Source organism: Streptomyces sp. NPDC006197 (genome assembly GCF_040613865.1).
Taxonomy (GTDB): domain Bacteria; phylum Actinomycetota; class Actinomycetes; order Streptomycetales; family Streptomycetaceae; genus Streptomyces.
The window spans coordinates 1-25,289 of record NZ_JBEXSZ010000123.1 but is presented as its reverse complement, the minus strand read 5'-3'; the positions used below and the strand labels follow the sequence as shown (position 1 = coordinate 25,289).

The 25,289-nt window shown below is 72.4% G+C and carries 23 protein-coding genes; 2 read left to right on the top strand and 21 right to left on the bottom strand.

From position 1 onward, the window contains the following. Nucleotides 1-50 precede the first annotated feature (50 nt). The 7 genes from ABZ318_RS29960 to fmt form a co-directional block, all read right to left on the bottom strand. Entirely contained in the window at nucleotides 51-1,493 is a 1,443-nt protein-coding gene (locus ABZ318_RS29960) for a GuaB1 family IMP dehydrogenase-related protein (protein WP_356905576.1), read from the bottom strand. A gap of 65 nt (nucleotides 1,494-1,558) precedes the next feature. Further along, entirely contained in the window at nucleotides 1,559-1,927 is a 369-nt protein-coding gene (locus ABZ318_RS29955) for a barstar family protein (RefSeq protein ID WP_356905575.1), read from the bottom strand. After that, the gene (locus ABZ318_RS29950; protein ID WP_356905574.1) at nucleotides 1,914-2,345 is read right to left on the bottom strand and encodes a ribonuclease domain-containing protein; all 432 of its coding nucleotides are present in this window, start codon (nucleotides 2,343-2,345) and stop codon (nucleotides 1,914-1,916) included. Before ABZ318_RS29950 ends, ABZ318_RS29955 begins: the two co-directional genes overlap by 14 nt. A 55-nt stretch (nucleotides 2,346-2,400) precedes the next feature. After that, the gene (locus ABZ318_RS29945) at nucleotides 2,401-3,417 is read right to left on the bottom strand and encodes a sugar-binding domain-containing protein (protein WP_123450314.1); all 1,017 of its coding nucleotides are present in this window, start codon (nucleotides 3,415-3,417) and stop codon (nucleotides 2,401-2,403) included. A gap of 167 nt (nucleotides 3,418-3,584) precedes the next feature. Further along, nucleotides 3,585-4,268 carry a ribulose-phosphate 3-epimerase gene (rpe, locus tag ABZ318_RS29940; protein ID WP_041128223.1) on the bottom strand — a complete coding sequence of 228 codons (684 nt, stop codon included), beginning with the start codon at nucleotides 4,266-4,268 and terminating at the stop codon, nucleotides 3,585-3,587. Between the two features lie 159 nt (nucleotides 4,269-4,427). Continuing rightward, nucleotides 4,428-5,840: a transcription antitermination factor NusB gene (locus tag ABZ318_RS29935; protein WP_356905573.1), complete on the bottom strand. Its 1,413-nt coding sequence runs from the start codon at nucleotides 5,838-5,840 to the stop codon at nucleotides 4,428-4,430. Between the two features lie 77 nt (nucleotides 5,841-5,917). Further along, entirely contained in the window at nucleotides 5,918-6,850 is a 933-nt protein-coding gene (fmt, locus tag ABZ318_RS29930; protein ID WP_356905572.1) for a methionyl-tRNA formyltransferase, read from the bottom strand. Nucleotides 6,851-7,239: 389 nt separating this feature from the next. Here fmt and ABZ318_RS29925 point away from each other — a divergent pair, with 389 nt between their 5' ends. After that, nucleotides 7,240-7,758: a hypothetical protein gene (locus tag ABZ318_RS29925; RefSeq protein ID WP_356905571.1), complete on the top strand. Its 519-nt coding sequence runs from the start codon at nucleotides 7,240-7,242 to the stop codon at nucleotides 7,756-7,758. A 66-nt stretch (nucleotides 7,759-7,824) separates the two neighbouring features. Here ABZ318_RS29925 and ABZ318_RS29920 read toward each other — a convergent pair whose 3' ends face one another. From ABZ318_RS29920 to pyrR, 14 genes are all read right to left on the bottom strand, one after another. Then, nucleotides 7,825-9,954 (bottom strand): primosomal protein N', encoded by a 2,130-nt coding sequence (locus ABZ318_RS29920; RefSeq protein WP_356905570.1) that lies wholly within the window; start codon nucleotides 9,952-9,954, stop codon nucleotides 7,825-7,827. Between the two features lie 94 nt (nucleotides 9,955-10,048). Next, nucleotides 10,049-11,257 (bottom strand): methionine adenosyltransferase, encoded by a 1,209-nt coding sequence (metK, locus tag ABZ318_RS29915; RefSeq protein WP_356905569.1) that lies wholly within the window; start codon nucleotides 11,255-11,257, stop codon nucleotides 10,049-10,051. 288 nt (nucleotides 11,258-11,545) lie between these two features. Further along, nucleotides 11,546-12,757, bottom strand: coding sequence for a bifunctional phosphopantothenoylcysteine decarboxylase/phosphopantothenate--cysteine ligase CoaBC (gene coaBC, locus ABZ318_RS29910; RefSeq protein WP_356905568.1), 1,212 nt, complete (start codon nucleotides 12,755-12,757; stop codon nucleotides 11,546-11,548). 123 nt (nucleotides 12,758-12,880) lie between these two features. Next, complete coding sequence (gene rpoZ, locus ABZ318_RS29905; protein WP_005319902.1) at nucleotides 12,881-13,153, bottom strand: DNA-directed RNA polymerase subunit omega; 273 nt, start codon at nucleotides 13,151-13,153, stop codon at nucleotides 12,881-12,883. Nucleotides 13,154-13,181: 28 nt separating this feature from the next. Continuing rightward, on the bottom strand, nucleotides 13,182-13,745 hold the full coding sequence (gene gmk / locus ABZ318_RS29900) for a guanylate kinase (protein WP_356905567.1): 564 nt from the start codon (nucleotides 13,743-13,745) through the stop codon (nucleotides 13,182-13,184). 73 nt (nucleotides 13,746-13,818) lie between these two features. Next, nucleotides 13,819-14,142: an integration host factor gene (locus ABZ318_RS29895; RefSeq protein WP_030693098.1), complete on the bottom strand. Its 324-nt coding sequence runs from the start codon at nucleotides 14,140-14,142 to the stop codon at nucleotides 13,819-13,821. A 297-nt stretch (nucleotides 14,143-14,439) separates the two neighbouring features. After that, entirely contained in the window at nucleotides 14,440-15,276 is an 837-nt protein-coding gene (pyrF, locus tag ABZ318_RS29890) for an orotidine-5'-phosphate decarboxylase (RefSeq protein ID WP_123450329.1), read from the bottom strand. Continuing rightward, nucleotides 15,273-16,385 carry a quinone-dependent dihydroorotate dehydrogenase gene (locus tag ABZ318_RS29885; protein WP_356905577.1) on the bottom strand — a complete coding sequence of 371 codons (1,113 nt, stop codon included), beginning with the start codon at nucleotides 16,383-16,385 and terminating at the stop codon, nucleotides 15,273-15,275. Before ABZ318_RS29885 ends, pyrF begins: the two co-directional genes overlap by 4 nt. Nucleotides 16,386-16,455: 70 nt before the next feature. Further along, a complete protein-coding gene (gene carB, locus ABZ318_RS29880; protein ID WP_356905566.1) occupies nucleotides 16,456-19,764 on the bottom strand; it encodes a carbamoyl-phosphate synthase large subunit in 3,309 nt (1,102 codons plus the stop codon). Continuing rightward, nucleotides 19,757-20,899: a glutamine-hydrolyzing carbamoyl-phosphate synthase small subunit gene (carA, locus tag ABZ318_RS29875; RefSeq protein ID WP_356905565.1), complete on the bottom strand. Its 1,143-nt coding sequence runs from the start codon at nucleotides 20,897-20,899 to the stop codon at nucleotides 19,757-19,759. Before carA ends, carB begins: the two co-directional genes overlap by 8 nt. Continuing rightward, entirely contained in the window at nucleotides 20,896-21,477 is a 582-nt protein-coding gene (locus ABZ318_RS29870; RefSeq protein ID WP_356905564.1) for a hypothetical protein, read from the bottom strand. Before ABZ318_RS29870 ends, carA begins: the two co-directional genes overlap by 4 nt. Beyond that, nucleotides 21,474-22,760 (bottom strand): dihydroorotase, encoded by a 1,287-nt coding sequence (locus ABZ318_RS29865; protein WP_356905563.1) that lies wholly within the window; start codon nucleotides 22,758-22,760, stop codon nucleotides 21,474-21,476. Before ABZ318_RS29865 ends, ABZ318_RS29870 begins: the two co-directional genes overlap by 4 nt. Nucleotides 22,761-22,762: 2 nt before the next feature. Further along, nucleotides 22,763-23,749 (bottom strand): aspartate carbamoyltransferase catalytic subunit, encoded by a 987-nt coding sequence (locus tag ABZ318_RS29860; RefSeq protein ID WP_356905562.1) that lies wholly within the window; start codon nucleotides 23,747-23,749, stop codon nucleotides 22,763-22,765. An 83-nt stretch (nucleotides 23,750-23,832) separates the two neighbouring features. Continuing rightward, nucleotides 23,833-24,399, bottom strand: coding sequence for a bifunctional pyr operon transcriptional regulator/uracil phosphoribosyltransferase PyrR (gene pyrR / locus ABZ318_RS29855; RefSeq protein ID WP_356905561.1), 567 nt, complete (start codon nucleotides 24,397-24,399; stop codon nucleotides 23,833-23,835). A gap of 245 nt (nucleotides 24,400-24,644) precedes the next feature. Between pyrR and bldD the strand changes: the two genes are divergently transcribed. Next, nucleotides 24,645-25,145, top strand: coding sequence for a transcriptional regulator BldD (gene bldD, locus ABZ318_RS29850; RefSeq protein ID WP_015032294.1), 501 nt, complete (start codon nucleotides 24,645-24,647; stop codon nucleotides 25,143-25,145). The last annotated feature ends 144 nt before the right edge of the window (nucleotides 25,146-25,289 follow it).

Here is a 25,289-nt window from a genome sequence, read left to right as displayed (position 1 = left end):
GTCGGAGCCCGGGACGGAAGTCCCGGGGGCCCACGGCCGGCAACTACGGACTAGCTCCAGCTGGCGTGCAGCGGCTTGCCCTCGGCGTAGCCCGCCGCGGACTGGATGCCGACCACCGACTTCTCCTCGAACTCGGCGAGCGAGGCCGCACCGGCGTAGGTGCAGGAGGAGCGGACGCCCGCGATGATCGAGTCGATCAGGTCCTCGACGCCCGGACGCTGCGGGTCGAGGAACATGCGCGAGGTGGAGATGCCCTCCTCGAACAGCGCCTTGCGGGCGCGGTCGTAGGCGGACTCGTCGGAGGTCCGGTTGCGGACGGCGCGGGCCGAGGCCATGCCGAAGGACTCCTTGTAGGCACGGCCCTTGGCGTCGTGCTGGAGGTCGCCCGGGGACTCGTACGTGCCGGCGAACCAGGAGCCGATCATCACGTTGGACGCGCCGGCGGCGAGCGCCATGGCGACGTCGCGCGGGTGACGGACACCGCCGTCGGCCCAGACGTGCTTGCCGTACTTCTTCGCCTCGGCGGCGCACTCCAGGACGGCGGAGAACTGCGGCCGGCCGACGCCGGTCATCATGCGGGTGGTGCACATGGCGCCGGGGCCGACGCCGACCTTGATGATGTCCGCGCCCGCCTCGATGAGGTCCTTGACGCCCTCGGCGGCGACGATGTTGCCCGCGACGATCGGGACCTGCGGGTCGAGCGCGCGCACGGTGCGGATCGCGCTGATCATCGACTCCTGGTGGCCGTGCGCGGTGTCGATGACGAGCGTGTCGACGCCCGCGTCGAGCAGCTGCTTGGCCTTGCCGGCCACGTCGCCGTTGATGCCGACGGCGGCGGCGATGCGGAGCCGGCCCTTGGCGTCGACGGCCGGGGAGTACAGGGTCGCGCGCAGGGCGCCCTTGCGGGTGAGGATGCCGACGAGCTTGCCGTCCGCGTCCACGGCCGGGGCGTAGCGCCGGTTGTGGGCGTCGAGGGTGTTGAAGGCCTCGCGCGGGTCGATGTCGGCGTCCAGGAGCAGCAGGTCCCTGGACATGACCTCGGAGAGCTGCGTGAAGCGGTCCACGCCGGAGAGGTCGGCGTCGGTGACGACGCCCACCGGGCGGCGGTTCTCGTCGACGACGACACCGGCGTCGTGGGCGCGCTTCGGGAGCAGGGAGAGCGCGTCGGCGACGGTCTGGTGCGGCTCCAGGACGATCGGGGTGTCCAGCACGTGGTGGCGGCTCTTCACCCACGAGATGACGTCGGTGACGACCTCGATCGGGATGTCCTGCGGGATGACGACCAGGCCGCCGCGGCGGGCGACGGTCTCGGCCATCCGGCGGCCGGCGATGGCGGTCATGTTGGCCACGACGAGCGGGATCGTCGTCCCGGTCCCGTCCGGGGAGGAGAGGTCCACGGCCTGACGGGAGCCGACGGCCGAGCGGCTCGGCACCATGAACACATCGTCGTACGTCAGGTCGTAGGGCGGCTTGACGTCATTGAGGAAACGCACGTGCTGACATCCCAGTCGTTCGGATCGGCCCCTAGGCATTTCAGCCAGGGGAAAAAGCACGTAGTTCATTGTCCCACGGGGGGTGGCGCAGGCGGTGCGGGCGAATCGTCCGAGCCTTGGGCAGGGGGTGCTGTCGGATCCTCCAAATGGCCGAGCGAGAGGAGGACCGCGAGGCCTTTGGAGCTGGCCCGGGCCGCCGCCGAGAAGACCTCCTGGGCGATGGCCCAGTCCTGGGGACTGGCCTCGGCATAAGCCTGCCAGCCGGTCACGACGACCGCCATGGGTTCGCGCATATCGGCGAGGGAGTCGGCGAGGGCGTCCCAGTTGCGGCCGAACCAGATGGGCAGCGGCAGCGCGCGCACGCAGCGGTTCATGAAGGCGGTCTTGTCGGTGACCCCGTGCAGGTCGAGGACGACGGCGTCATCGATCCTCATCCGCGACCACCTCCCGGAACGTCTCGTAGTGGTCGTCCGTGTAGTACGTCTCCCCGCTCCGTCCGGTGACGATGCGCCGGGCGCCCCGGTCGCGCTCGCCGGGGGTCCTCACCGTGTACTCGTGGTAGTACCCGCGTTCGCGCCGGGGCAGGACGCGCTCGAAGTTCGAGAAGACGGCGCCGTCCCTGGCGTACGGGAAGGGGCCGCCGCGCGCGATGAGGCCGAGCGTCCTCCGCGCCTCGGGAGGCAGCTGCGACGCCCGTACGGTGGGGAGCCCCGAGGTGCCGGTGGGCGCGGCCGCGGTCGTACGGGTCGGGGCCCGGGCCACGGGGGCGGCGCCGCCGCCCGCCGAGGAGCAGCCGGCCAGGAAGACGGCGAGGACGAGCGCGAGGAGCACGCGCGGGGGCCGGAGCAGCATGTCCCGAACGTACCGTTACGGGATGGCTCCGGCCCCTGCCGCCGCGCGGCTTCGCTCAGTTGCCGTCGGGGTCCCTGCGCTCGAGCGCCGGGTGCGTGCCCGGGCTGGACTCGGTGAGCAGGTAGTCCGCGGCGGCGCGGTCGGTGACCAGGCTGGTGACGAGTCCGGAGCGGAGCACCGCCCCGATCGCGGCGGCCTTGCGCTGGCCGCCGGCGATCGCCACGACCTCGGGGATCCGGCGCAGCCGGTCCGCCTCGACGGTGATGCAGCGCTCGCCGAGGTCGCGGCCGACCCGGCGCCCCTCGGTGTCGAAGAGGTGCGCGGACATCTCGGCGGCGACGCCCAGCGAGGCGTAGTGGGCGCGCTCGGCGTCGGAGAGCATGTCGTGGACGGTCGAGATGCCGGGCTCCCAGGAGCCGATGGAGACGCAGGCGACGGTGACCTTGTCGAAGTACTCGAAGGCCCGCGCGATGCCGGTCTGGCTGCGCAGCGCGGCCGCGGTCGCCGGGTCGGGCAGCAGCATGGGCGCGTAGATGGGGTGGGCCTCGCCGCCGGAGACCTGGGCGGCTCGCCGGACGGCCTCGACGGAGCCGCGCTCGGCGGTCCCGGCGTCGTACACACCGGTGAGCTGGACGACCGTGCAGGGCGGCAGCCGGTCGAGGGCCGCCGCCATGTGGATGGTGGAGCGGCCCCAGGCCAGGCCGAGGACGTCGCCCTCGGTGACGAGTTCGCCGAGCAGGTCGGCCGCGACCTCGCCGAGGTTCTCCGGGTCGGGCGACTCGTCGTCGCCCTCCGCCGGGGACTCGACGACGACGGCGTGGCGGAGCCCGTAGCGGGCGCGGAGCGCGTCGGAGCGCTCGGCGTCCAGCTCGGCCGGTACGCGGATCTCGATCCGCACGAGGTCGCGCTCCAGGGCGGTCTCCAGGACCCGGGCCACCTTGAAGCGGCTCACGCCGAACTCCTCGGCGATCTGGATCTTGGACTTGCCCTCGAGGTAGAAGCGGCGGGCCATGGCCGCCGCCTGCACCAGCTCCGCGGGGCCCATCCGCAGGGCTGACCGTCCCGCCGACATACCCGCCACCGCGATCTCCTCACTGCTGTTCGCGTACCGCTGTTCACGTACGGAAGTCACATACCGATGTCGTTCACACTCTGGACTCGCCGTTCATCCTGTCAGATCCGGCGGGCCTTGATCAGTCCTGTCGGCGGCCCGACGGACCGCGTTCATCCGCCGGTGGCTCAGTGGCCACACGCCCACGCGGCGGAGGCGGTCGCGGCCTCGGCGCGGGCCCTGAGCGAGGCGACGGCCGCGGCCGGATCCGCCGCTCCGTACACCGCGGAACCCGCGACGAAGACGTCGGCGCCGGCCTCGGCGCACCGCTCGATCGTGGACTCGGCGACCCCGCCGTCGACCTGGAGCCACAGCTCCAGACCGTGCTTGGAGATCAGTTCACGGGTCCGGCGGATCTTGGGGAGCATGATGTCGAGGAAGGCCTGGCCGCCGAAGCCGGGCTCGACGGTCATGATGAGCAGCATGTCGAGCTCGGGGAGCAGGTCCTCGTACGGCTCGATGGGCGTGGCCGGCTTGAGCGCCATCGAGGCGCGCGCGCCCTTGGCCCGGATCTCCCGGGCGAGCCGGACCGGCGCCGCGGCGGCCTCGACGTGGAAGGTCACCGAGCCGGCGCCCGCCTCCACGTACTGCGGGGCCCAGCGGTCGGGGTCCTCGATCATCAGGTGGCAGTCGAGCGGGGTGTCCGTCGCGCGGGCCAGCGACTCCACGATCGGGACGCCCAGCGTCAGGTTGGGGACGAAGTGGTTGTCCATCACGTCGACGTGCAGCCAGTCCGCGCCGCCGACGGCCTTCGCCTCATCGGCGAGCCGGGCGAAGTCCGCGGACAGGATGCTGGGGTTGATCTGCGCCATGAGCCAAGCCTCCCACGTTCTTGGGCACTTCTTTGCCGCTGAGCGGTTTCAGATCCGGTCCAGACCAATTTCGGTACGAAAGGACGAGTCCGGACCCGTACAGACCGGGAGATCACGGTCAGACGATCGAACGGTCGGACGGACCTCGGGGCCCCGGTTTCAGGCGGTCCGGCGCAGCAGCGCCAGATACATGGCGTCCGTACCGTGCAGATGCGGCCACAGCTGGACGTCCGGGCCGTTGCCGAGCTCCGGGACGCCGGGCAGCAGCGGCCGGGCGTCGATCAGCTCGGCGCCGCCGACCTTCTTGAGGACGTCGTCGACGACCACGCGGGTCTCGGCGAGATGCGGCGAGCAGGTCGCGTACCCCACCACGCCCCCGACGCGCACCGCGCCGAGCGCCTCGGTGAGCAGGGCGCGCTGAAGCGGGGCGAAGCCGTCCAGGTCCTCGGGGCGGCGGCGCCAGCGGGCCTCGGGGCGGCGGCGCAGGGCGCCGAGACCGGAGCACGGCACGTCCATGAGGACCCGGTCGAAGGAGCCGGGGCGCCACGGCGGGCGGGTGCCGTCGGCGGCGATCACCTGGTACGGGCCGGGGTTGCCGGCGAGGGCGCGCTCGACGAGGCGGGCGCGGTGCGGCTGCTTCTCTGAGGCGAGGAGCGCCGCGCCCCGTTCGGAGGCGAGCGCGGCGAGCAGCGCTGCCTTGCCGCCGGGGCCCGCGCAGCCGTCGAGCCAGCGGGTGTCGGAGCCTTCCAGGGGCGCGTTGGCGAGGGCGATGGCGACGAGCTGGCTGCCCTCGTCCTGGACGCCGGCCCGGCCCTCCTTGACCGCCTCGATGGCGCCGGGCTCGCCGCCCTCGGCCATCCGCAGGGCGTACGGCGACCAGCGGCCTGGCTCGGTCTCGGCCGTGGCGGCCAGTTCCTCGGTGGTGACCCGGCCGGGCCGGGCGACGAGGGTGACCTCGGGCCGCTCGTTGTCGGCCTCCAGCAGGCTCTCGATCCCGGCGCGGCCGCCGCCCAGGGCGTCCCACAGCGCGGAGACGACCCAGCGGGGGTGCGAGTGGACGACGGCGAGGTGGTCCTCGGCGTCCTTGTCGTACGGCGGGGCGACCTGCTCCACCCAGGCGTCGAGGTCCTGCTGCGAGATCTTCCGCAGCACGGCGTTCACGAACTTGGCGCGTCCGTCGCCGAGCACCACCCGGGCCAGCTCGACGCTGGCGGAGACGGCGGCGTGGGTCGGGATCCGGGTGCCCAGGAGCTGGTGGGCGCCGAGCGAGAGGACGTCGAGCACGGGCGGGTCGACCTCGCGCAACGGCCGGTCGATGCAGGCCGCGATGATCGCGTCGTACGTGCCCTGGCGGCGCAGCGTCCCGTACACGAGCTCGGTCGCGAGCGCCGCGTCCCGCCCGTCGAAGTCGCCCTTCTCCCGGGCCTTCTTGAGCAGCGGCGGCAGCACCAGGTTCGCGTAGGCGTCCCGCTCGTCCACCGCCCTCAGCGCCTCGAAGGCGAGTATCCGGACGGGGTCCTTCTGGGGCCGCCGGTAGGGCTTGGGGGGACGGCGACGTGCCTGCTCGCTCAAAGGTGCTCCGCGTGACGAAATGAGGGGTCGAACGCTCCCAGCCTACGTCGCCCGCGGAACCGCCCGTGCCCCGCGCCCTACGCCCCCAGCCGCTCGCCCGGGGCGATCCGGACGCCCCGGGCCCAGTCGGCGGCCTTCATCGGCTTCTTGCCCTGGGGCTGGACCCAGAGGAGTTCGACGGCGTACGAGCCGGTGCCCGCGTACACGTTGTTCTTGCCGACGGCGAGCTCGCCCGGGGCGAGCTCGGTGCGGTCCGGGAGGGGGGTGACCTGGATGAGCTTGAGGCGCTCGCCGCGGAAGACGGTCCAGGCGCCGGGGGCCGGGGTGCAGCCGCGGACCACGCGGTCCACCCGGAGCGCGGGGGCGGCGAAGTCGACGTGGGCGTCCTCGACCTGGATCTTCGGGGCGAGGGTGACGCCCTCGACCGGCTGCGGGACGGCCTGGAGCGTGCCGTCCTCGATGCCGTCCATGGTCGCGGCGAGCAGTCCGGCGCCCGCGAAGGCGAGCCGGGTGAGCAGGTCGCCGCTGGTGTCGGTCGGGCGGATGTCCTCGGTGACGACGCCGTAGACCGGGCCGGAGTCGAGGCCCTCCTCGATGAGGAAGGTGGAGGCGCCCGTCACCTGGTCGCCGGCCATCAGGGAGTGCTGGACGGGCGCCGCGCCCCGCCAGGCGGGCAGCAGCGAGAAGTGCAGGTTGACCCAGCCGCGGGCGGGGATGTCGAGCGCGACCTTGGGCAGCAGCGCGCCGTAGGCGACGACCGGGCAGCAGTCCGGCGCGATCTCCCGCAGGCGGGCGAGGAACTCCTCGTCGCGCGGCCTGGCCGGCTTCAGGACCTCGATGCCCGCCTCCTCGGCCCGCTGCGCGACCGGGCTGGCGACGAGCCGCCGGCCGCGCCCCGCCGGTGCGTCCGGCCGGGTGACCACGGCTGCCACCTCGTGCCGCCCGGAGGCGAGCAGGGCGTCCAGGGCGGGAACGGCGACCTCGGGGGTGCCTGCGAAGACGAGCTTCATGGGTGGCGACTGCCTGTCTCTCCGGGGGCGTTGTGGGCAGCGCACCAGTCTAGGCGCCCACGACGAAGGGGGCGTCGTGCGGGCCGGGCCGGATCAGCGAGCGGCGTCCTGGGGCCCCGGATCCAAGGCGGAGGAGGGAGGCGACGCGGAGCGTCGTCGACTGACGACAACGCGGGAGACGGGGTCGCAGGACGCCGGGAGCCCGGCCCGGCCCGCACGACGCCCCCGGGGGCGTACGGGAGGGCGAGCGCCCCGCGCATATGCGTGTACGCCCCCGCAGCGTGACCCAACTCCCGGTGGCGCGTTGGTCAAGAGAGATTGACCGAATCGGGCCGCTGTTCCCCCCTCCGCGGCCCGCCCCCTTAAACGCCGGTTCGAGAGGCTTTCACATGGCCGACCACGCAACCCACGACGCCCAAGCCCGGGCAAGTCTGCATCTGTTGGTGCGGGACATCGAGCGGGTCCGGCGGCAGGTGGACGCACTGCGCACGCTCACGGCCCAGCTGGGCAATGTCTACCGCCCTCGCCGCTCCGGCCCGTCCACGGGCTTCGTCGTCTACGGGCGCGCGCCCGCCCCGACCGTACGTCTCGCCCAGGAGCTGCGGGACAGCGTCGAGACCCTGGTGACCGCGGCGGTCGACTTCGACCGCTCGCTCGGGTTCTCCTGGGACGCGGTGGGTTCCGCGCTCGGGGTCACCAAGCAGGCCGTCCACCGCCGCTACGGCGCCCGGCGCGCGCCCCAGCCGGGCGCGGCCGTGGACCAGGACCACTCGGTGGAGCCGGGCGCGGCCCGCGCGCTCCCCTCGGTTCCCGCCGCCCGTTCGATGCCGCCGCAGCCCACCTCGGGCAGCTCCGCCCTCCGCGAGGACCCGCGCCCGTCGGCCTTCCCCGGCCCGCGCAACGCCTGACCGCCGAGCGCCGCACGGCCGCCCGCCCCACCGGGGACGGGCGGCCGTGGCGTTTGACGGGCCCCGTCAGCCGATGTCCGGCGGGTCCACGCGGATCCGCACCGGGTCCCCGCCGCCCCGCGCGAGGCGCCCGGCCCGGGCCTGTTTGAGCGAGGTCGCGAGGGCCGCGCCGCTGCCCGGCGGGACCCGGACCAGGGCCCGGTCCCACTGCTCGCCCGGCGGCGGGTCGCCGGGCCTGCGGGGCCCGCCCGGGCGGACGACGGGCAGCGGTACGGGCCCGAGGACCTCGGCGTCGGCGGGGAGCCCGGCCGCCGCGAGGAAGCCCTCGACGGCTTCCGGCGGCCCGGTCACGGCGGCCATCCGGGAGACCGGCGGGAAGCCCAGCTCGGCCCGCTCGGCCAGCTCCCGCCGGGCGTGCCCGGCCGGGTCCCAGCGGACGAGCGCCTGGACGGGCCGGAGGGTCGGTTCGGCGACCACGACGACGGTGCCGCCCTCGGCCTGGCCGCGGACCAACGCGGCCGCGTCGATCCAGCGGCGCAGCGCGTCCTCGCCCGCGCGCAGGTCGGGCCGGCCGAGCATGGCCCAGCCGTCGAGGAGCAGCGCGGCCGCGTAGCCGCCCTCGGCGACGGGCTCGGCTCCGGGGGTGGAGACGACGAGCGCGGGGCGTCCGGGCACGCTGTCCAGGACGTGGTCGCGTCCGGAGGTCCGTACGGGGACGGCGGGGAACGCCCGGCCGAGCTCCTCCGCGGTCCGCCGGGCTCCGACCACCTGGGCCCGCAGACGGGTCGAGCCGCACTCCGCGCAGTGCCAGTCGGGGGCGCCGCGGCCGCACCAGCCGCACCGCAGCTCCTGCTGCTCGGGGGCTTCCAGGGGCCCGGCGCAGTGCCGGCAGCGGGCGGGCGTGCGGCAGCGCTCGCAGGCCAGCCTCGGCACGTATCCCCGGCGGGGGACCTGGACGAGCACCGGCCCGGTCCTGAGGCCCTCCCGGACCACCTGCCAGGCGAGCGTGGGCAGTCGGGCGGCCCGCGCGGCCTCGTCGCGGGCGAGGTCGGTGTCGCCGACGGTCCGCACGAGCGGCGCGGCGATCCGCACCTGGTCGCGCCCGGCCACGAGGGGCTGGGCCCAGCCGGACTCGACGAGCTGCGCGGCCTCGACGGTGCAGCTGGTGGAGCCGAGCAGGAAGGCGCACCGGTCGTGGGCGGCGCGCAGCAGCAGCACCTCGCGGGCGTGGGGCTGCGGGGCGTGCGGTTCGCTGTGGCTGCCGTCGCCGTCGTCCCAGATGACGGCGAGCCCGAGGTCCCGTACGGGCGCGAACATGGCCGCCCGGGTGCCTACGACGGCCCGCACGGCACCGCGCCGGACGGCGAGCCACTGCTCGTACCGCTTCTCGGGGCCCGCCTCGGCGGTGAGCAGCGCGTGCCGCCCCTCCCCCAGGACCTCGGTCAGCGCCGCGTCGACCCGGCCGGCGGCCCGCCCGTCGGGGACGACGACGAGCGCGCCGCGTCCGGAGGCGAGGGTGGCGGCGACGGCACGGGCGATCTCCTGGGCCCAGTACGGGCCCGGCAGCGCGTTCCAGACGGCGCGGGGCGCCCCGCCGCGCGCGAGGGAGTCCAGGAACGCCGGCCCGCGCTCGTACCGCGTCCAGCTCCCCGGCTCCGGGGGCCGCGGCGGCGGCAGCGGCGCGGGCGAGGGCCGGTCCTCCGCCTTGGCGCTGCGCGGCGGCACGGCGAGCTGGAGCACGTCGGCGAGGCTGCCCGCGTACCGGTCGGCGACGGCCCGGGCGAGGCCGAGCAACTCGGGCCCGAGCACCGGCTCGGGCGAGACGACGTCGGCGAGCGCGGCCAGCGGCCCGGAGTAGTCCGAGGCGGCCCGCCGCTCGACGAGGAACCCGTCGATGAGCCGGCCGCCCTCGCGCCGCCCGTTCTTGACCTGGTGGGCCCCCGCCCCGAACCGCACCCGCACCCGCACCCCGGGCCGGGCGGCCTCGTCCAGCTCTTCGGGGACCGCGTAGTCGAAGAACTGGTCGAGGTGGAGCGCCCCCTTGTTCACGACGACCCGCGCGACCGGCAGCTCCTTGGCCAGCGCGGCCCCCCGCCACGTCCGCGGCTTGGCCCGCGGCACCTTCGCCTTCCGGACGGTCTCCCGGATGAGCGCGAGCTGCTCGGGCTCGTCGGACTTCTCGTTCTCGCTGCTCACAGCCCCATACCTACCAGACGCCACCGACAGCCGGACATGGCCGAAGCCCGGCACCCCGCGAGGGGTACCGGGCTTCGGTCGCGTACGTCCGGGCCTAGAGGCCGGCGGCCTGCCGCAGGGCGTCCACGCGGTCCGTGCGCTCCCAGGTGAAGTCCGGCAGCTCGCGGCCGAAGTGGCCGTAGGCGGCGGTCTGGGAGTAGATCGGGCGGAGCAGGTCGAGGTCGCGGATGATCGCGGCCGGGCGGAGGTCGAAGACCTCGCCGATGGCGTTCTCGATCTTCTCGGTCTCGACGGTGTTGGTGCCGAAGGTCTCGACGAAGAGGCCGACGGGCTCGGCCTTGCCGATCGCGTAGGCGACCTGGACCTCGCAGCGCGAGGCGAGGCCCGCGGCGACGACGTTCTTGGCGACCCAGCGCATGGCGTAGGCGGCCGAGCGGTCGACCTTGGACGGGTCCTTGCCGGAGAAGGCGCCGCCGCCGTGGCGGGCCATGCCGCCGTAGGTGTCGATGATGATCTTGCGGCCGGTGAGGCCGGCGTCGCCCATCGGGCCGCCGATCTCGAAGCGGCCGGTCGGGTTCACGAGCAGGCGGTAGCCGTCGGTGTCGAGCTTGATGCCGTCCTCGACGAGCTGCTTGAGGACGTGCTCGACGACGAACTCGCGGATGTCGGGCGCGAGCAGCGACTCGAGGTCGATGTCCGAGGCGTGCTGCGAGGAGACGACGACCGTGTCGAGGCGGACGGCCTTGTCGCCGTCGTACTCGATGGTGACCTGGGTCTTGCCGTCGGGACGCAGGTACGGGATGGTCCCGTTCTTGCGGACCTCGGTGAGGCGGCGGGAGAGCCGGTGCGCGATGTGGATCGGCAGCGGCATCAGCTCGGGGGTCTCGTCCGACGCGTAGCCGAACATCAGGCCCTGGTCGCCGGCGCCCTGCTTGTCGAGCTCGTCCTCGTCGCCCTCGACCCGCTTCTCGTACGCGGTGTCCACGCCCTGGGCGATGTCCGGGGACTGGGATCCGATGGACACCGACACGCCGCAGGAGGCGCCGTCGAAGCCCTTCTTCGAGGAGTCGTAACCGATCTCGAGGATCTTGTTCCGGACGAGGGTCGGGATGTCCGCCCACGCCTTGGTGGTCACCTCACCGGCGACGTGCACCAGACCGGTGGTGATCAGCGTCTCGACGGCGACGCGCGAGGTGGGGTCCTCGCGCAGCAGCGCGTCGAGAATGGTGTCGCTGATCTGGTCAGCGATCTTGTCGGGGTGCCCCTCGGTGACGGACTCCGAGGTGAACAGACGACGGGACACAACGCTCCCTGGGGTTGCAGCGGCTGCTGGCTACTCGTGACGCGGACCGGCAGGGGGCTGCGCCCCGCGACGTTCCACGAACAGTCTATCGGTCGTGGTCGTGCAATGGACCAGGTGTCTCGCCTGGCGAATGCCGGTGGACGGGCGGAACCGGCCTCCGGCAAGGCAGACCTGCCCACGCGGGTGGGGCGCGAATCACTCGTCAGGCGGTGTTTCGCGCCTCCCCGGGGCCGGTTCGCGCCCCCGGAAGCGGCGGGGGCGCAGCGCCGCGGAGGCGGCGAGGATGCGTCAGGTCGCGGGGCGCAGCCGCGGCAGGACCAGGTCCCAGACCGTCTCGGCGAGCGCTTCCTTCGGCCCGTACGGTACGGGGGTCTCGGCGCCGTCCGACGCGAGGACGACGGCCTCGTTCTCCTCGGAGCCGAAGGTCTTCCGTTCCCCCACCTCGTTGACGACGAGGAGGTCGCAGCCCTTCCGGGCGAGCTTGGCGCGTCCGTTGGCGAGGACGTCGTCGGTCTCGGCGGCGAAACCGACGACCACCTGGCCGGGCAGGGCTCGGTCGGCGGAGAGCTCGGCGAGGATGTCGGGGTTGCGGACGAGTTCGATCGTGGGCGCGCCCCCGTCGTCCGTCTTCTTGATCTTCCCCGGCGCGTAGACGGCCGGGCGGAAGTCGGCGACGGCGGCGGCCATCACGACCGCGTCGGCGTCGGCGGCCGCCTTGAGGACGGCCTCGCGGAGCTGGACGGCGGTGCCGACGTGGACCACGTCGACTCCGGCGGGGTCGGCGATGCCGGTGTTCGCCTCGACGAGGGTGACCCGGGCGCCGCGGGCGGCGGCGGCCTTCGCGAGGGCGTAGCCCTGCTTCCCCGAGGAGCGGTTGCCGAGGTAGCGGACGGGGTCGAGGGGCTCGCGGGTGCCGCCCGCGCTGACCACGACGTGGCGTCCGGCGAGGTCGGGCGCCGCGGTGCCGCGGGCCAGGATCCTCTTGCAGACCTCGAAGATCTCCCCCGGCTCGGGGAGCCGGCCCTTGCCGGTGTCGACGCCGGTGAGGCGGCCGACGGCCGGCTCGATGACGACGGCGCCGCGGCGGCGCAGGGTGGCCACGTTCTCCTGGGTCGCCGGGTGCTCCCACATCTCGGTGTGCATGGCGGGGGCGAAGACGACCGGACAGCGCGCGGTGAGCAGCGTGTTGGTGAGCAGGTCGTCCGCGAGGCCGTGGGCGGCCTTGGCGAGCATGTCGGCGGTGGCGGGGGCGACGACGACGAGGTCGGCGGCCTGGCCGATCCGCACGTGCGGGACCTCGTGGACGGACTCCCACACCTCGGTGGAGACCGGGTTGCCGGAGAGCGCGGACCAGGTGGCGGCGCCGACGAAGTGGAGGGCGGAGTCGGTGGGCACGACGCGCACGTCGTGGCCCGACTCGGTCAGCCGGCGCAGCAGCTCGCACGCCTTGTAGGCGGCGATGCCGCCGCTCACGCCCAGGACGACCTTCGGCTTGGCCACGACTGTCACTGCTCCCCTGAAGGCTCGGATGCGCGCTCGGATGCGTACGACTCCATGAGACACCACAGGCCCGGCGGATGTTCCGCCGGGCCTGTGGTGACAAGCGTTACAAGCGCTACGTGCTTACTGCGCGGGGCCCTCGATGGCCTCGGACGTCAGCAGACCCGCGTTGATCTCGCGCAGGGCGATCGAGAGCGGCTTCTCGTGGACGTGGGTGTCGACGAGCGGACCCACGTACTCCAGCAGGCCCTCGCCGAGCTGGGAGTAGTACGCGTTGATCTGACGCGCGCGCTTGGCCGCGTAGATCACGAGGCTGTACTTCGAGTCCGTGGCCTCGAGCAGCTCGTCGATCGGCGGGTTGATGATGCCCTCGGGCGCGGTGATGGAAGAGGACACGCTCTACCTTCCGAAGATGGAAAAAAGATCAGACAACGTGCATCAACGTTAGCAGCTCGCGTGCGACGTCCTCGACGGAGGTGTTGACGAGGGTGGTGTCGAACTCCGACTCGGCGGCCAGCTCGACCTTCGCGGCCTCCAGCCGGCGCTCGATGACCTCGGGCGACTCGGTGCCGCGGCCGGTGAGGCGGCGGACCAGCTCCTCCCAGCTCGGCGGGGCCAGGAAGACCAGCTGGGACTCCGGCATGGAGTCCTTCACCTGGCGGGCGCCCTGGAGGTCGATCTCCAGGAGCACGGGCTCGCCGGCGTCAAGACGCTCGAGGACGGCGCCGCGGGGGGTGCCGTAGCGGTTGCCCGCGAACTCGGCCCACTCGAGGAGCTCACCGTTGGCGATCAGCTTGTCGAACTCGTCGTCCGTGACGAAGAAGTAGTGGACGCCGTGCTTCTCGCCGGGGCGGGGCTTCCGAGTCGTCGCCGACACCGAGAGCCAGACCTCGGGGTGGACCTTGCGCATATGAGCGACGACCGTGCTCTTGCCGACCCCTGAGGGGCCGGAGAGCACGGTCAACCGCGGACGTACCTCTGCTGCCATGCAGCGATTATTCCAGCTTCACCGGCGTGCCCGGGACGCATGCCCCGGATCGGAGGCCGGGCCGGCCGCCGGGTCAGGCTCCGGTGCTGCCGAACTCGCGCTCCAGGGAGGCGATCTGGTTGGAGCCGAGACCACGGACGCGACGGCTCTCGGAGATGCCGAGGCGCTCCATGATCTGCTTGGCGCGGACCTTGCCGACGCCGGGCAGCGACTCGAGCAGCGCGGAGACCTTCATCTTGCCGATGACGTCGTTCTCCTGGCCGCTCTTGATGACCTCGTGGAGGGAGGCGCCGGAGTGCTTGAGTCGATTCTTGACCTCGGCCCGCTCCCGGCGAGCCGCGGCGGCCTTCTCGAGCGCGGCTGCGCGCTGTTCAGGGGTAAGGGGCGGAAGAGCCACGCCTACGTCACCTCGGATGTCGATCTGTCGGATACGGACCGGTGAGGAACCTGGACGCCCCACACCAGTGGAGCAACGATCAACGGAGTGGCCGTTGAACGCCTGCTCTGCCCCGGAGACTAGCGGCCGAGACCGCTCCAGTCAGCGAGAACAGCGGAAAAGTCCTGGTCAGCATCGACCGACCAGGACTTTTCCGGCATATTGACCCGGTTTTGAGCCAAGTTTTCGTCAAAGAGTGAGACGGCTCACCACCGGGCGCCCCATCCGCTCCGACCTGCGGATTGTCCGGGAGACGCGTCAGCCGGCGACGGCCGCGCGGATCTCGTCCGCGTAGCGGTGCGCCGAGTCCCGCAGGGCGGCCACGTCCGGGCCGTTGCGCAGGACCCCGCGGCTGACGTTCGGGACGACGTTGCCGACCGCCGCGCCGAAGACGGCCGGGAGGTCGGCGGGGGTCGCGCCCTGGGCGCCGATGCCGGGGGCGAGGAGCGGCCCGTTGATGTCCAGGTCGAAGGAGGACAGGTCGCCGAGGGTGGCGCCGACGACCGCGCCGAAGGAGCCCATCGGGGTCTCCCCCGCGTTCTCCTCGGCGAGGTGGGCGAGCATGGTCGCGCCGATGGTGCGGCCGTCCTCGCGGACCGCCCGCTGGACCTCGGCGCCCTCCGGGTTGGAGGTGAGGGCCAGTACGAAGAGGCCGGCGCCGGACTCCCGGGCCAGGTCGACGGCGGGCTTCAGGGCGCCGTAGCCGAGGTACGGGGAGACCGTCAGCGCGTCGGAGAAGAGCGGGGAGTCCTTGCGCAGGAAGGTCTCCGCGTACGCGGCCATGGTGGAGCCGATGTCGCCGCGCTTGGCGTCCATGACGACCAGGCCGCCGGCCGCGCGCAGATCGGCGGTGGCGCGCTCCAGGACGGCGATGCCGCGCGAACCGAAGCGCTCGAAGAAGGCGGACTGCGGCTTGAAGACGGCCACGGTCTCGGCGAGGGCCTCGACGACGGTGAAGGTGAAGCGCTCCAGGCCGGCGATGTCGTCGGTCAGGCCCCAGGAGTCCAGCAGGGCGGCGTGCGGGTCGATGCCGACGCAGAGGGGGCCGCGCTCGTCCATGGCGGAGCGCAGGCGGGTGCCGAAGGAGAGAGTCACTTGGTCGTGGCCTTTCGGTTGTCGGCGCCGACGGCCTCGGCGAGGGTGGCGTACGGGGAGGCCGCGAGGCGCGCCGCGAGGCCCTTGTGGATCGCGCGGGCGTAGAACGGGCCCTCGTAGATGAAGGCGCTGTAGCCCTGGACGAGGGTGGCGCCGGCGAGGATGCGCTGCCAGGCGTCCTCGGCGTTCTCGATGCCGCCGACGCCCACCAGGACCAGGCGGTCGCCCACGCGCGCGTGGAGGCGGCGCAGGACGGCCAGGGAGCGCTCCTTGACGGGCGCGCCGGACAGACCGCCGGTCTCCTTGATCAGGGCGGGGTCGGACTTCAGGCCGAGACCCTCGCGCGCGATGGTGGTGTTGGTGGCGATGATGCCGTCGAGGCCGAGCTCCAGGGCCAGGTCGGCGACCGCGTCGACGTCCTCGTCGGCCAGGTCGGGGGCGATCTTGACCAGGAGGGGGACCCGGCGGCCGGTGACTGTGCGGTCGGCGGCCTCGCGGACGGCCGTGAGCAGCGGGCGGAGGGACTCGGTGGCCTGGAGGTTGCGCAGCCCGGGGGTGTTCGGGGAGGAGACGTTGACGACGAGGTAGTCGGCGTGGGCGGCGAGGCGCTCGGTGGACTTCACGTAGTCGGCGGCGGCCTCGGCCTCGGGGACGACCTTGGTCTTGCCGATGTTGACGCCGACGACCGTCTTGAAGACGGGGTTGCGGGCGGCGAGGCGGGCGGCGACGGCGGCGGAGCCCTCGTTGTTGAAGCCCATGCGGTTGATCAGGGCGCGGTCCGGGACGAGCCGGAAGAGGCGCTTCTTGGGGTTGCCGGGCTGGGCCTCGCCGGTGACGGTGCCGATCTCGACGTGGTCGAAGCCGAGCATCGACATGCCGTCGATGGCGACGGCGTTCTTGTCGAAGCCGGCCGCGAGTCCGAAGGGGCCGTGCATGCGGAGGCCCAGGGCCTCGACGCGCAGCGACTTGTGGCGGGGGTCGAGGACGGCCGCGACGAGAGTGCGCAGGACGGGGGTCCGGGCGGCGAGGCGGATCCAGCGGAAGGCCATGTAGTGGGCCTTCTCGGGGTCCATGCGCTTGAAGACCAGATCGAAGAAGAACTTGTACATGCTGTGGCTCCAGGTCATGACGAGGGGGACACCGCAGGTCCTGCCGGTGTCCCCCTCCTCGTACGGGCTGCTAGTCGCGGGCCGCGGTCAGGTGCTCCGCGTGCTCCTGGAGCGAACGGACGCCGACGTCGCCGTGGCCCAGCGCCTCGATGCCCTGGACGGCCGCGGCGAGTGCCTGGACCGTGGTGAGGCAGGGGACGCTGCGCGCCACCGCGGCCGTACGGATCTCGTAGCCGTCGAGGCGGCCGCCGGTGCCGTACGGGGTGTTGACGATCAGGTCGACCTGGCCGTCGTGGATGAGCTGGACGATGGTCTTCTCGCCGTTCGGGCCCTCGCCCTCGCTGAGCTTGCGGACGACCGTGGCGTTGATGCCGTTCCGCTTGAGGACCTCGGCGGTGCCGGAGGTGGCGAGCAGCTCGAAGCCGTGGGCGACGAGCTCGCGGGCTGGGAAGATCATCGAGCGCTTGTCGCGGTTGGCGACCGAGATGAACGCGCGACCCTTGGTGGGCAGCGGGCCGTAGGCGCCGGCCTGCGACTTGGCGTAGGCCGTGCCGAAGACCGCGTCGATGCCCATGACCTCGCCGGTGGAGCGCATCTCCGGGCCGAGGACGGTGTCGACGCCGCGGCCGTGCACGTCGCGGAAGCGCGACCACGGCATCACGGCCTCCTTGACGGAGATCGGCGCGTCGAGCGGCAGGGTGCCGCCGTCGCCGTTCTTCGGCAGCAGGCCCTCGGCGCGCAGCTCGGCGATGGTGGCGCCGAGCGAGATGCGGGCGGCGGCCTTCGCGAGCGGCACGGCGGTCGCCTTCGAGGTGAAGGGGACGGTCCGGGAGGCGCGCGGGTTGGCCTCCAGGACGTAGAGGATGTCGCCGGCCATGGCGAACTGGATGTTGATCAGTCCGCGGACGCCGACGCCCTTGGCGATGGCCTCGGTGGAGGCGCGCAGGCGCTTGATGTCGAAGCCGCCGAGGGTGATCGGGGGCAGGGCGCAGGCCGAGTCGCCGGAGTGGATGCCGGCCTCCTCGATGTGCTCCATGACGCCGCCGAGGTAGAGCTCCTCGCCGTCGTAGAGCGCGTCGACGTCGATCTCGATGGCGTCGTCGAGGAAGCGGTCGACCAGGACCGGCCGGGTGGGGCTGATCTCGGTGGACTCGGCGATGTACGACTCCAGGCGGGCCTCGTCGTACACGATCTCCATGCCGCGGCCGCCGAGCACGTACGAGGGGCGTACGAGGACGGGGTAGCCGATCTCGTCGGCGATGGCCTTGGCGCCGGCGAAGGTGGTCGCGGTGCCGTGCTTCGGCGCGGGGAGCCCGGCCTCGGCGAGGACGCGGCCGAAGGCGCCGCGGTCCTCGGCGGCGTGGATGGCCTCCGGGGAGGTGCCGACGACCGGCACGCCGTTGTCCTTGAGCGCCTGCGACAGGCCCAGCGGGGTCTGGCCGCCGAGCTGGACGACGACACCGGCGACGGGTCCTGCGAGGGTCTCGGCGTGGACGATCTCCAGCACGTCTTCCAGCGTCAGCGGCTCGAAGTACAGGCGGTCGGAGGTGTCGTAGTCCGTCGAGACGGTCTCCGGGTTGCAGTTGACCATCACGGTCTCGTAGCCGGCGTCGCTCAGGGCGAAGGAGGCGTGGACGCAGGAGTAGTCGAACTCGATGCCCTGGCCGATGCGGTTCGGGCCGGAGCCCAGGATGATCACCGCGGGCTTCTCGCGCGGGGCGACCTCGGTCTCCTCGTCGTAGGACGAGTAGAAGTACGGGGTCTTGGCGGCGAACTCGGCGGCGCAGGTGTCGACCGTCTTGTAGACGGGGCGGACGCCGAGGGCGTGCCGGACCTCGCGGACGACGTCCTCGCGCAGGCCGCGGATCTCGGCGATCTGGGCGTCGGAGAAGCCGTGGCGCTTGGCCTCGGCGAGCAGCTCGGGGTCGAGCTTCTCGGCGGCGGCCAGGTCGTCGGCGATCTCCTTGATCAGGAAGAGCTGGTCGACGAACCAGGGGTCGATCTTCGTGGCGTCGAAGACCTCCTGCGGGGTGGCGCCGGCGCGGATGGCCTGCATGACCGTGTTGATGCGGCCGTCGGTCGGGCGGACCGACTCGCGGAGCAGTTCGGCCTTGTCGCCGGGCTCGCCGGTGAAGGTGAACTGCGAGCCCTTCTTCTCCAGGGAGCGCAGGGCCTTCTGGAGGGCCTCGGTGAAGTTGCGGCCGATGGCCATGGCCTCGCCGACCGACTTCATGGTGGTGGTGAGGGTGGAGTCGGCCTGCGGGAACTTCTCGAAGGCGAAGCGCGGGGCCTTGACGACGACGTAGTCGAGCGTGGGCTCGAAGGACGCCGGGGTCTTCTCCGTGATGTCGTTCGGGATCTCGTCCAGCGTGTAGCCGACGGCGAGACGGGCCGCGATCTTGGCGATCGGGAAGCCGGTCGCCTTGGAGGCGAGCGCCGAGGAGCGGGAGACGCGCGGGTTCATCTCGATGACGATGATCCGGCCGTCGTCCGGGTTGACCGCGAACTGGATGTTGCAGCCGCCGGTGTCGACGCCGACCTCGCGGATGATCGCGATGCCGATGTCGCGCAGGCGCTGGTACTCGCGGTCGGTGAGCGTCATCGCCGGGGCGACGGTGATCGAGTCACCGGTGTGGACGCCCATCGGGTCGAAGTTCTCGATGGAGCAGACGACCACGACGTTGTCGTTCTTGTCGCGCATGAGCTCCAGCTCGTACTCCTTCCAGCCGAGGATGGACTCCTCCAGGAGCACCTCGGTGGTCGGGGAGAGCGTCAGGCCCTGGCCGGCGATGCGGCGCAGCTCCTCCTCGTCGTGGGCGAAGCCGGAGCCGGCGCCGCCCATGGTGAAGGAGGGGCGGACGACGACGGGGTAGCCGCCGAGCGTCTCGACGCCCTTGAGGACGTCGTCCATGGAGTGGCAGATGACGGAGCGGGCGGACTCGCCGTATCCGATCTTGGCCTTGACGGCCTCGACGACGCCCTTGAAGAGGTCGCGGTCCTCGCCCTTGTGGATGGCCTCGACGTTGGCGCCGATGAGCTCGACGCCGTACTTCTCGAGGACGCCCTGCTCGTGCATGGAGATCGCGGTGTTGAGCGCGGTCTGGCCGCCGAGGGTGGGCAGGAGGGCGTCGGGGCGCTCCTTGGCGATGATCTTCTCGACGAACTCGGGGGTGATCGGCTCGACGTAGGTGGCGTCGGCGATCTCCGGGTCGGTCATGATCGTGGCCGGGTTGGAGTTGACCAGGATCACCCGCAGGCCCTCGGCCTTGAGGATGCGGCAGGCCTGGGTGCCGGAGTAGTCGAACTCTGCGGCCTGGCCGATGACGATCGGGCCGGAGCCGATGACCAGGACGGACTGGATATCGGTGCGCTTAGGCACGCTCGGCCTCCATGAGGGTCACGAAGCGGTCGAAGAGGTACGCGGCGTCGTGCGGGCCCGCGGCCGCCTCGGGGTGGTACTGGACGGAGAAGGCCGGCTGGTCGAGCAGCTGGAGGCCTTCCACGACGTTGTCGTTCAGGCAGACGTGGGAGACCTCGACCCGCCCGAAGGGGGTCTCGGAGACCTTGTCGAGGGGCGCGTCGACGGCGAAGCCGTGGTTGTGCGCGGTGACCTCGACCTTGCCCGTGGTGCGGTCCTGGACCGGCTGGTTGATGCCGCGGTGGCCGTACTTCAGCTTGTAGGTGCCGAAGCCGAGGGCACGGCCGAGGATCTGGTTGCCGAAGCAGATGCCGAACAGGGGCGTCTTGCGCTCCAGGACGGCCTGCATGACGGAGACGGGTCCGTCGGCGGTGGCCGGGTCGCCGGGGCCGTTGGAGAAGAACACGCCGTCGGGCTGGACGGCGTAGACGTCCTCGGCGGTGGCGGTGGCGGGCAGGACGTGGACCTCGATGCCGCGTTCGGCCATCCGGTGCGGGGTCATGCCCTTGATGCCGAGGTCGACGGCGGCGACGGTGAACTTCTTCTCGCCGATCGCGGGGACGACGTACGTCTCCTGGGTGGCGACCTCGGCGGAGAGGTTCGCGCCCTTCATCTCGGGCTGCTGGCGGACCTCGGCGAGCATGGTGCCCTCGTCGGGGAGCGCGCTGCCGGAGAAGATGCCGACGCGCATGGCGCCGCTCTCGCGCAGGTGGCGGGTGAGGGCGCGGGTGTCGATGCCCTGGATGCCGACGACGCCCTGATCGCGCAGCTCCTCGTCCAGCGAGCGCCGGGAGCGCCAGTTGGACGAGACGCGGGCGGGGTCGCGGACGACGTAGCCGGAGACCCAGATGCGGCCGGACTCGGGGTCCTCGTCGTTGACGCCGGTGTTGCCGACGTGGGGGGCGGTCATGACCACGACCTGCCGGTGGTACGACGGGTCGGTGAGGGTCTCCTGGTAGCCGGTCATGCCGGTGGAGAACACGGCCTCGCCGAAGGTCTCCCCCACGGCCCCGTAGGCGCGGCCGCGGAAGATGCGGCCGTCCTCCAGGACGAGTACGGCGGGAACCTTGGCGGCTCCCCTGGTGGAGGTCGTCATCGTGCGATGCCTTCCGTCGTGGTGGATACGGCGTTCATGGAGTTGAGGGCCTCGACCCAGGCGGTGTGCTCGGCCGCCCGGTCGGAGCGGAAGCCGGAGTCGAGCAGCTTGCCGCCGTGCTCCCAGGTGATGATCAGGAGCCCGCCCTCGGTGAGGACCTTGCCTGCGATGCCCTTGTCGAGGCGGGCGCCGCGCAGGGCGGCTGCCGGTACGAAGAAGTCGTTCGCCCCGGGGCGGACGACCTCGATCCCGGCGTCGGTGAGCGTGAGCTCGGCGCGGCTGCGGGTGCCGAGGCCGTGGGCGACGATCCGGTCGAGCCACTGCCCGGCGGTCGTGGACCCGTGGTAGCGCCCGCTGAGAGTCAGTGTCGCCTCACCGGCGGACTCCGGCGCGGTGGGGAGGGCGGGGAGGTCGGACTGGAGGCTGCCGCGCCACTTCCATCCCTGGCGCATGAGCCAGTAGACGAAGGCGACGAAGAGGAGCAGTCCGGCGACCCAGCCGAGCCGCCCGGCCCAGTCGGTCACCTCCGCCGACTTCTGCTCGGCAGCCTCTGCGGCGATTGCGATGAGTGGTGTCACGCCAGCTTCCCGTCCACGACCGTTGCCCGGCCCCGCAGGAAGGTGTGGGTGACGCGTCCCGGCAGCTCACGGCCCTCGTAGGGGGTGTTGCGGCTGCGGGAGGCGAAGTCCGCGGGGTCCACGACACCACGGTAAGCCGGATCGACCAGCGTCAGGTTCGCGGGCTCACCTGCCGAGACGGGGCGTCCGTGGCCCTGGGCCCGTCCGATGCGGGCAGGGGCGAAGGACATCCGGTCGGCGACGCCGGCCCAGTCGAGGAGGCCGGTCTCGACCATCGTCTGCTGGACGACGGAGAGGGCGGTCTCCAGGCCGACCATGCCCATGGCGGCCGCGGCCCACTCGCAGTCCTTGTCCTCGTGCGGGTGCGGGGCGTGGTCGGTGGCGACGATGTCGATCGTGCCGTCGGCCAGCGCCTCGCGCAGGGCGAGGACGTCCTTCTCGGTGCGCAGCGGCGGGTTGACCTTGTAGACCGGGTTGTACGAGCGGACCAGCTCGTCCGTGAGGAGGAGGTGGTGCGGGGTGACCTCGGCGGTGACGTCGATGCCGCGGGACTTGGCCCAGCGGACGATCTCGACGGAGCCGGCGGTGGAGAGGTGGCAGATGTGGACGCGGGAGCCGACGTGCTCGGCGAGGAGGACGTCGCGGGCGATGATCGACTCCTCGGCGACGGCGGGCCAGCCGCCGAGGCCGAGCTCGGCGGAGACGACGCCCTCGTTCATCTGGGCGCCCTCGGTGAGGCGGGGCTCCTGGGCGTGCTGGGCGACGACGCCGCCGAAGGCCTTCACGTACTCCAGGGCGCGGCGCATGATCACGGCGTCGTCGACGCACTTGCCGTCGTCGGAGAAGACGGTGACGCCGGCGGCGGAGTCGTGCATGGCGCCGAGCTCGGCGAGCTTCTTGCCCTCCAGGCCGACGGTGACGGCGCCGATGGGCTGGACGTCGCAGTAGCCGGACTCCTTGCCGAGGCGGTAGACCTGCTCGACGACGCCGGCGGTGTCGGCGACCGGGTGGGTGTTGGCCATGGCGAAGACGGCGGTGTAGCCGCCGGAGGCGGCGGCGCGGGTGCCGGTGAGGACGGTCTCGGAGTCCTCGCGGCCGGGCTCGCGCAGGTGGGTGTGGAGGTCGACCAGGCCGGGCAGCAGGATCCGGCCGTCGGCCTCGATCACGGTCGCGCCCTCGGCGGAGAGGCCCGTCCCGACCTGGGCGATGGTCTCGCCGTCGATGAGGACGTCCTGGACGTCGCCGCCGAGGACCTTCGCACCGCGGATAAGGGTCTTGCTCATGGTTACTTGCTCTCCTCGGTACGGGCGGGGGTGGCGGGGGCGGCGGAGTCGTTGCCGCCGAGCAGCAGGTAGAGGACGGCCATCCGGATCGAGACGCCGTTGGCGACCTGCTCGACGACCGTGCAGCGGTCGGAGTCGGCGACCTCGGCGGTGATCTCCATGCCGCGGACCATGGGACCGGGGTGCATGACGATGGCGTGCTCGGGCATCTTCGCCATCCGCTCGCCGTCGAGCCCGTAGCGGCGCGAGTACTCGCGCTCGGTCGGGAAGAAGGCGGCGTTCATCCGCTCGCGCTGCACACGCAGCATCATCACCGCGTCGGACTTCGGCAGCACGCTGTCGAGGTCGTACGAGATGTCGCAGGGCCAGGTCTCGACGCCGACGGGGACCAGGGTGGGCGGGGCCACCAGGGTGACCTCGGCGCCGAGGGTGTGGAGCAGGTCGACGTTGGAGCGGGCGACCCGGCTGTGCAGGACGTCGCCCACGAGGGTGATGCGCTTGCCGGCGAGGTCCTGGCCGAGGCCGGCGTCGCGGCCGACGAGGCGGCGGCGCATGGTGAAGGCGTCGAGGAGGGCCTGGGTGGGGTGCTGGTGGGTGCCGTCGCCGGCGTTGATGACGGGGGCGTCGATCCAGCCGGAGGTGGCGAGCCGGTACGGGGCGCCGGAGGCGCTGTGCCGGATGACGACCGCGTCGACGCCCATGGCCTCCAGGGTCTGCGCGGTGTCCTTGAGGGACTCGCCCTTGGAGACGCTGGAGCCCTTGGCCGCGAAGTTGATCACGTCGGCGGAGAGGCGCTTCTCGGCGGCCTCGAAGGAGATCCGGGTGCGGGTGGAGTCCTCGAAGAAGAGGTTGCAGATGGTCCGGCCGCGCAGGGTCGGCAGCTTCTTGATGGGCCGGTCGGCCACCCGGGCCATCTCCTCGGCGGTGTCGAGGATCTGGACGGCGTCGTCGCGGGTGAGGTCGGCGGCCGAGATGAGGTGACGCATCATCGGGGTTTCGCTCCGTGGTGGGAGGGTGAGGGCATGCGGGTGCGCAGGGCTGTGCCCCGGCCCCGTCGGGGGTGCCGGTCCGGCTAGGAGACGGGCTTGCTGCCGAGCAGGACGGTGTCGCGACCGTCTTCCTCGGCGAGCTGGACCTTGACCGTCTCCCGCAGCGACGTGGGGAGGTTCTTTCCGACGTAGTCGGCGCGGATCGGGAGCTCGCGGTGGCCGCGGTCGACGAGGACCGCGAGCTGGACGGCGCGCGGGCGGCCGATGTCGCCGAGGGCGTCGAGGGCGGCGCGGATGGTGCGGCCGGAGAAGAGGACGTCGTCGACGAGGACGACGAGGCGGCCGTCGACGCCGTCACCGGGGATCTCGGTGCGGCCGATGGCGCGGGCGGGCTTCATCCGCAGGTCGTCCCGGTACATGGTGATGTCGAGGGATCCGACCGGGATCTTGGTGCCGGTGATCGATTCGAGCTTCTCGGCGAGCCGGCGGGCGAGGAAGACGCCGCGGGTGGGGATGCCGAGGAGGACCACGTCGTCGGCGCCCTTGGCGCGCTCGACGATCTCGTGGGCGATGCGGGTCAGGACCCGCGCGATGTCCGGGGCCTCGAGAACGGGCCGCGCGTCGTCGCCGTACTGCTGCTGGGTGTCCATGGTGAACGGACCTCCTTCTCCGCCTCACGGGACGGCTCTTAAAGGACGTCGGATTTGCGCCGTTCACTCTACCAGGGGTGGGAGCCCCGGTCCCGCGCACCCCTGCCGCCCCTCCGGGCGCCGTCCCTCGGGAGGGGGCGGTACGGACCATTCGGCTTGACGGGTGGGTGTAACGCTGCGTAACCTCACAGTGAGTTACCAGCCGCGCGGCGCAGCCGCATGTCGTCACAGCGTCCGGGAGCGTTATGTCCAGCGAATACGCAAAGCAGCTCGGGGCCAAACTCCGCGCCATCCGCACCCAGCAGGGTCTCTCCCTCCACGGGGTGGAGGAGAAGTCCCAGGGCCGCTGGAAGGCGGTCGTGGTCGGCTCGTACGAGCGCGGAGACCGTGCGGTGACCGTGCAGCGTCTTGCCGAGCTGGCGGACTTCTACGGGGTGCCGGTGCAGGAGCTCCTGCCGGGCACCACTCCGGGCGGCGCCGCCGAGCCGCCGCCGAAGCTGGTCCTCGATCTGGAGCGCCTGGCCCACGTCCCGCAGGAGAAGGCGGGCCCGCTCCAGCGCTACGCGGCGACGATCCAGTCGCAGCGCGGCGACTACAACGGCAAGGTGCTGTCGATCCGTCAGGACGACCTGCGCACGCTCGCCGTCATCTACGACCAGTCCCCCTCGGTCCTCACCGAGCAGCTGATCAGCTGGGGCGTCCTGGACGCGGACGCGCGCCGCGCGGTCGCCCACGAGGAGAACTGACCCCTTACCAGGGCACAGCAGAAACGTACCGCCGCCGGGCCCGTGGACGCCCGCCTTTCACGACTCCTTCCAGGTGCACTGCGCGACGCCCGCCCGGGTGGTGGGGTGAGAGAGCCCGCTTTCGCCCCGCCCCTGGAGGCCTGA